7 protein-coding genes are annotated in these 6,539 nt (G+C 63.8%); 1 reads left to right on the plus strand and 6 read right to left on the minus strand.

Translation table 11 applies throughout. The features are described 5' to 3' along the window. Positions 1–27: 27 nt before the first annotated feature. On the plus strand, positions 28–1,587 hold the full coding sequence (locus tag A5766_RS20435; RefSeq protein ID WP_005203065.1) for a serine hydrolase: 1,560 nt from the start codon (positions 28–30) through the stop codon (positions 1,585–1,587). Positions 1,588–1,614: 27 nt separating this feature from the next. Here the strand turns inward: A5766_RS20435 and A5766_RS20440 are convergent, their stop codons facing one another. The 6 genes from A5766_RS20440 to A5766_RS20465 all read right to left on the minus strand — a co-directional run. Further along, entirely contained in the window at positions 1,615–2,703 is a 1,089-nt protein-coding gene (locus A5766_RS20440; RefSeq protein ID WP_064906169.1) for a hypothetical protein, read from the minus strand. Between the two features lie 87 nt (positions 2,704–2,790). Continuing rightward, on the minus strand, positions 2,791–3,435 hold the full coding sequence (locus A5766_RS20445) for a dihydrofolate reductase family protein (protein WP_064906171.1): 645 nt from the start codon (positions 3,433–3,435) through the stop codon (positions 2,791–2,793). Between the two features lie 103 nt (positions 3,436–3,538). Further along, a complete protein-coding gene (locus tag A5766_RS20450; protein WP_064906173.1) occupies positions 3,539–4,003 on the minus strand; it encodes an SRPBCC family protein in 465 nt (154 codons plus the stop codon). Positions 4,004–4,121: 118 nt separating this feature from the next. After that, positions 4,122–5,486, minus strand: a complete 1,365-nt coding sequence (gdhA, locus tag A5766_RS20455; protein ID WP_411349267.1) for an NADP-specific glutamate dehydrogenase — start codon at positions 5,484–5,486, stop codon at positions 4,122–4,124. A 101-nt stretch (positions 5,487–5,587) separates the two neighbouring features. Then, complete coding sequence (locus A5766_RS20460) at positions 5,588–6,016, minus strand: type II toxin-antitoxin system Rv0910 family toxin (RefSeq protein WP_005203056.1); 429 nt, start codon at positions 6,014–6,016, stop codon at positions 5,588–5,590. Between the two features lie 55 nt (positions 6,017–6,071). Further along, positions 6,072–6,539: enoyl-CoA hydratase-related protein (locus A5766_RS20465; RefSeq protein ID WP_231894749.1), on the minus strand; the 468-nt coding region annotated here is incomplete at its 5' end.

Below are 6,539 nucleotides of genomic sequence, written 5' to 3' on the forward strand. Positions count from 1 at the left end.
CGTCGACGGCGCGTCCTGGGTGCGGTCGTGCTGGCGGTGGCTCTGCCGCTGGCCGCATGCTCGACCACCACGTCGAGCAGTAAGCCGTCGGAGTCATCTCAGCCGGCCGATCCCAATGCGGCCGTGGCCAATCCCCTGCCCGACAACGCGGTGGGCAACGCCGTGGGCAGGCTCGACGGTTTGGTATCGGACCTGATGTCGCGCACCAAGATTCCAGGTCTGGCTGTAGCAGTGGTGCAGGGCGGTGAAGTCAAGTACGCCAAGGGTTTCGGAGTCACCGACGTATCCACTCGCGCAAAGGTGAACGCAGACACGGTGTTCCAGCTGGCGTCGGTATCCAAATCGGTGGGTTCGACCGTGATCGCGAAGCTCGTCACCGACAAGGTCGTCGGTTGGGACACGCCGGTCGCGACGAACTATCCAGGTTTCGCGCTGTCCAATCCGTACGTCACCTCCAACGTCACGATCGCCGATATGTACGCCCACCGCTCCGGACTACCCGAGCATGCCGGCGACAAGATAGAAGATCTCGGGTACAACCGGGAGCAAGTGATCAGCCGACTGTCAGCGATGCCACTTTCCCCATTCCGGATCACCTACGACTACACTAACTTCGGCCTCACCGCAGCCGCGACGTCGGCAGCCAACAAAGCAGGCGCCGACTGGGCAACCCTCTCGCAGAACGAGATCTACGGCCCGCTGGGCATGTCGCGCACCAGTTCTCGCTACTCCGACTTCGCGGGCCGCGACAATCGCGCGGTCGGGCACATCAAGTCCAACGGGCAGTGGGTCGTGTCGCCGTATCCGCGGCAACCTGACGCGCAGTCGCCCGCGGGCGGGGTGTCGTCGTCGGTCAACGACATGGCGCACTGGATGTCGATGGTGCTCGCAGGCGGCACGACCAGTTCCGGGCAGCGAATCGTCGACGCCGACGCGCTGACGCCAGCGCTGACTCCACAGATCGTGTCGTCTCCCGCAGCGGCTCCCGACGATCGTGCCGGCTTCTACGGGTACGGCTTCAACTCATCGGTCACCGAGGCGGGGCGTACGCAGTTCAGTCACTCGGGTGCGTTCGCGAGCGGTGCGGGTACCACCTTCCTGATGATCCCCTCGGCCGACCTCGGCATCGTGGCGTTGACCAACGCCGCGCCCATCGGTGCCGCGGAGACGCTCACCGGCAAGTTTGCCGACATCGTGCAGTTCGGCGAGGTGAAGCACGACTGGGCAACGCTCTACGGCAACGCATTTGCCGACATGAGTAAGCCTGTGGGATCGTTGGTGGGGCAATCCCCGCCCGCCAATCCGACACCAGCGCAGCCGCTTTCGACATACGTTGGCGTCTACCAGAACCCGGTGTACGGGCAGGCCGAGGTTCGCGACAACGGTGGCAAGCTGATGCTCGACATGGGCCCCGGCGGCGTTACGAAGCGCGAACTGCGTCACTGGGACGGCAACACCTACACGTTCACGCTGCAGAACGAGAACGCCGAACCCGGGTCGATCTCCAAGGTCACCTTCGACGGCCCCGGCATGTCCATCGAGTACTACGACGACGCGTCCAACAACGGGGTGTTTGTGCGGTCGTGAGGGGCGACGTCGCGCATGCCGTCGGTCCTATTTCGCCAACACCGTCGCCGCGATCTTTGGCTGCCAGTTGTTGGTGAGCAGCGCACCGAAGTTGTCTTCCCGATTATTCGACGACGTTCCCTGGTCCCGAACCGAGTAGATGAACGCGGGGCCGCAATAGCCCGACTGTCCGGCCGCCCGCAGAACGTCGACGATCTGCGTCGCCTGCTCCTGCTGGGTCACCATGTCGGTTGCCCCGAATCCCAGTGAGCCAAGACCCAGGTTGCTGGAACCCGATGTCCCCGCAGCCGGTCGGGTCGGAGCACCCATTTCGGTAAGCCAGATCTTCTTGCCGGAGTCGCCATTCGACGTCATCACCGATCGGATCTGCTGAGTCTCGCTCCAGCCGTTGGGCGTTGAGTTTATGCCCTTCGGAAACACGTACGGGTGCATGGCAGTCGCATCGAAGTAGTTCTTGGCACCCGCGGCGTACATCTTGGTGACAAAGTCGACGGCGCCGGCGCCAGGGCTCATGCCCGCGGCAACGACAGTCGACGACGGCTGTACCTCTTTGATCGCGGTATACGACGCCTTCAGCAACGCCGTGTACTCGGTGGGATTCGCCGGATACAACCCCCAGAAGGCCGGCAGGTTCGGCTCGTTCCAGATCTCGTGACGTCTCACGTCGGGGTAGCGGTTGATGAAAGCCTTCAGGAACGGGGCAATGCTCGCGGGGTTTGACGGGGGTGCGTACATCCACGCCAACGCGCCCCCGCGTCGTGCCCATGCCGGAGTCGACAACACCAACGAGAGCACCTTCAGCTTGTGAGCACGTGCCGCTGAGATCACCCGGTCCGTCACCGCCCAGTTGTACGTGCCCTTCGTGCTCTCGATCGCCGACCAGTTGACGAGTACGCGCAACCACTGGCCGTTCGTCTTCGATACAGCATCGAGTTCCCGATTCAGATCCGCCGCACTCATGGTCAAGTGCGGGGCGCCCTGGGCGAAGCCGTAGCCAGCGGCGGGCGCGATCACATCGGCACGGGCTGCCGAAGACCCGACCAGAATCGAACCGACGAACAGGGCGATCGACGCGACGACGACCAACGCGCGCGTTGCTGCCCATTTCACTCGCATAGCCCGTATCCCAGAGGCCGTTGACGCTGACCGAATGAGTGTATCCAGCAAAAAACGTGATCGGGACGTGCTTGCGATTTCTCGTCGCTACTTACGGTTCCAGAACTGATGGATCAGCCCGGTCGACGTCGGCACAGACTCGATGTCGAAGCGTGTGTGAATCCCGCCCAGGCCTGACCACAACGACACTCCCCCGCCGAGCACGATGGGGTTGATGGAGAGATGCATGAAGTCGACGAGATCGTCGCGAAGGAACTGATTCACGGTCGACGGTCCGCCGCCGATGCGCACGTCGAGCCCGTCTGCGAGGTCGAGTGCGAGTTCGAGCGCTTTCGCGGGCGAGGCGTCGACGAAATGGAAGACGGTTCCGTTGTCGAACTCGACGGGTTCGCGCTCGTAGTGGGTCAACACGATCACCGGAGTCTGAAACGGGGGTTCGTCTTCCCACCATCCGCGCCATCCATCGTCGGGCCACTCGCCCTGCTGCGGCCCGAACTTGCCGCGGCCCATGATCTCCACGCCGACACCCTGACCCCACACGCTGGAGAAGACGCGGTCCGCGCTGATCGGTGCATCCGCATTCTGGACTCCAGCAATCACACGTCCGTCGAAGTTGCCGAACAGTTCACCCGCACCGCCGATCGGCTCGTCCAGCGTGATGTGATCGCCCGCGGCGTAGCCGTCGAGCGAAACGTTCATCAGGTCGACCCGTACCTGCGCCTTGCGTGCCATCGTGAAACTCCCTAGTCCTCGTCGTCAGCGACCGCTGATCGCAGTCACCCTACGACTGACCACGCGCGTGCGCGGAACTCATCGGTGATGGCGCCGCCGGTTCTCAGCTGCTGACCGCGGCTGCCAACCTGCCCAGCGTGTCTTCGAGCTGCTCCTCGGTGACGAGCGGGAAGCTCACCTTCTTCAGCAGGTCCTTGTCGGTGACCTTCGACCAGTCGTAGGTGTGACGCACGAGCGTCTTGTCGGGCCCCTGGGCTTCGAGCTCCCACACCCATTCCCAGCCGGGAGGCTCGGTGCCGGCCGGCGCGGTCTGCCATGCGAGCAGTTTGTCCTTCGCGTAACCGGTGACGTGATTGTCGGTCTTGTACTCCCCGCCCATGTGCGCACCCTCCATGTTCATGGTGAATACGTCGCCGACCTCCTGAATCCGATCGGCATGGTCGACGCTGCGGACGAATCCCGAACCGTCGAGTTCTGGGTGTCGCCGAGGATTGCTGAGCACGTCGAAGACCTGGTCGGCCGGTGCATCGATGACTCGTTCTACCGTGACACTCGTGTGTTCGCTCATACCTCCACCGTGCCGAAGCCGCCGACGCTTGGCAACCATGTCGGCGAAACAGCAACGGTGGCGGACGGTCAGCTGAGGGCTCAACCGTCAGCCGGGTGTGCGGCAACGGCGCGGCGCGTCAGATCACCCCGAGCGCGAGCATCGCGTCGGCGACGTGGGTGAACCCCGCGATGTTCGCGCCGAGCACGTAGTCGCCGGGCGCCCCGTACTCGTCGGCTGTCCGCAGGCAGTTCTCATGGATGCCTCGCATGATCTGGGCCAGTCGTAGTTCGGTGTGCTCGAAGCTCCACGAGTCGCGAGAAGCGTTCTGCTGCATCTCGAGTGCGCTTGTCGCGACGCCGCCGGCGTTGGCGGCCTTACCGGGAGCGAACAGCACATCCGACGACGCGAAGGCCTTGATCGCCTCCGGGGTGGACGGCATGTTGGCGCCTTCGGCGACGACGGTGCAGCCATGCGCGATGAGGTTCGTGGCGTCGTCGGCGTTCAGTTCGTTCTGGGTGGCGCAGGGAATCGCGATGTCTGTCGGCACATCCCAGATCGAGCCCGAGGACACGAAATGTGCTGGTGCACCGCGCTTCTCGGCGTAGTCGGCGACACGCCCGCGATGAACACCCTTGATCTCCTCGAGGAGCTCGAGGTCGATACCGTCCTCATCGACGACGTAGCCACCGGAATCCGAGCAGGCCACAACCCGGCCGCCGAGCTGGTGGACCTTGTCGATCGCATACAACGCGACGTTGCCGGAGCCGGAGACGACGACGCGCTTGCCGTCGAGGTCTTGTCCCCTGGCGTTGAGCATCTCGCGCGCGAAGAAGACGACGCCATAGCCGGTGGCCTCGGTCCGCACCTGCGAGCCGCCCCACGACAATCCTTTTCCGGTGAGTACGCCGGACTCGTAGCGGTTGGTGATGCGCTTGTATTGCCCGAAGAGGTAGCCGATTTCCCGACCGCCGACGCCGATATCACCCGCCGGGACATCGGTGTGCTCGCCGATGTGGCGGTACAGCTCGGTCATGAATGACTGGCAGAACCGCATGATCTCGCCGTCGGATCGACCCTTGGGATCGAAATCCGAGCCGCCCTTGCCGCCGCCGATGGGCAGGCCGGTGAGCGCGTTCTTGAAGATCTGCTCGAAACCGAGGAACTTGATCACTCCGAGGTAGACGCTCGGGTGGAAACGCAGGCCACCCTTGTACGGTCCGAGCGCGGAGTTGAACTCGACGCGGAAACCCCGATTGATCCGAACTGCTCCGGCGTCGTCGACCCACGGAACCCGGAAGATGATCTGACGTTCTGGCTCGCAGAGCCGCTCGATGATCCCGGAGTCGGCGTAGTGCGGGTGTTTGACGAGAACGGCGCCGAGGCTGTCGAACACCTCCCGTACCGCCTGATGGAACTCGACTTCGCCCGGATTGCGGGCCACCACCTCGTCGTAGAGATCCTGCACCTTCTCGTCGAAGAACGACACCTCACACACCTCCATACGCTCGCCGAAACGGCCGGTCAGGCCGCCGGACACCGTCTTGGAGCCTATCGCCCGATAGAAAAACCGCTCATGTCGGGCATCGCGGACGCCTTCTCCGGTCAGCGGAGCGCCGCGAGATTCTCGATGGAGCGTCGAACGTCTGAGGTGATGACCTTGGCGACGAGGCGGCCGATGGGTCCGCTCAGCAGGCCGCCGTCGAGAGTGGCGTTGAGGTGGAATCGAGAACCGTTCGTCGTCTTCGTCACCGTCATTCGAAGACCGATCCGAACCCCGCCGATGCCGTGGCCCGAGAGCGAAATCGTTTCTGGCTCAGAGTATTCGGTCACCGTCCAGTGGATGACGTTGCGAAATCCCTTGACTTTGATCAGCGACGAGACGTGGGTCCCGACGGTGATCTGGTCTGGCAGGTCACTGCGCCAACCGCCGAAGATCGTCATCCATTCGGGGAACCGCGACAGGTCGGACGCCAGATTCCACGCCTGTTCGGGTGAGAGATTCGATTCGACACTCACGTCGACGTCGGCCATGGGTACCTTCCGTTCGAGGATGTGGGACTCGCTGGTGGGTGGGTTGCGCCGACGATCAGAAAATCTCGGGCAGATCGCTCGACACCTTGTCGGTGAACACCGCTCGACGCTTCTCCAGGAACGCGGTCACGCCCTCGGCGACGTCGGTCATGGAACCCCTGACAAAGATGGCCTTCGAATCTGCCTCGTGTGCGTCGCGAGGGCTCGGCGCACCGGCCATTCGCCAGATCAACTGACGCGTGAGAGCAACCGACACGGGGGCACTGTCGGCGGTCATGTCGCGTGCCACGGCGATCGCGGTGTCGACAACCTGATCCTTGGGGACAACCTGCTGGACCAGGCCGGCGTCCAATGCCTCTGTGGCACTGACCATCTGGCCGCCATACGTCCATCGGAGCGCTATCGGGATGCCCACGAGGCGTGGCAGGAACCACGACGAGCACGCCTCGGGCACCAAGCCGCGACGGGTGAACACGAAGCCGAACTTGGCGTCGTCGGAGGCGATGCGGGCGTCGGCGGGCAG

Origin of the sequence: Gordonia sp. 852002-51296_SCH5728562-b (assembly GCF_001665475.1) — a bacterium.
Classification (GTDB): Bacteria; Actinomycetota; Actinomycetes; order Mycobacteriales; family Mycobacteriaceae; genus Gordonia; species Gordonia sputi.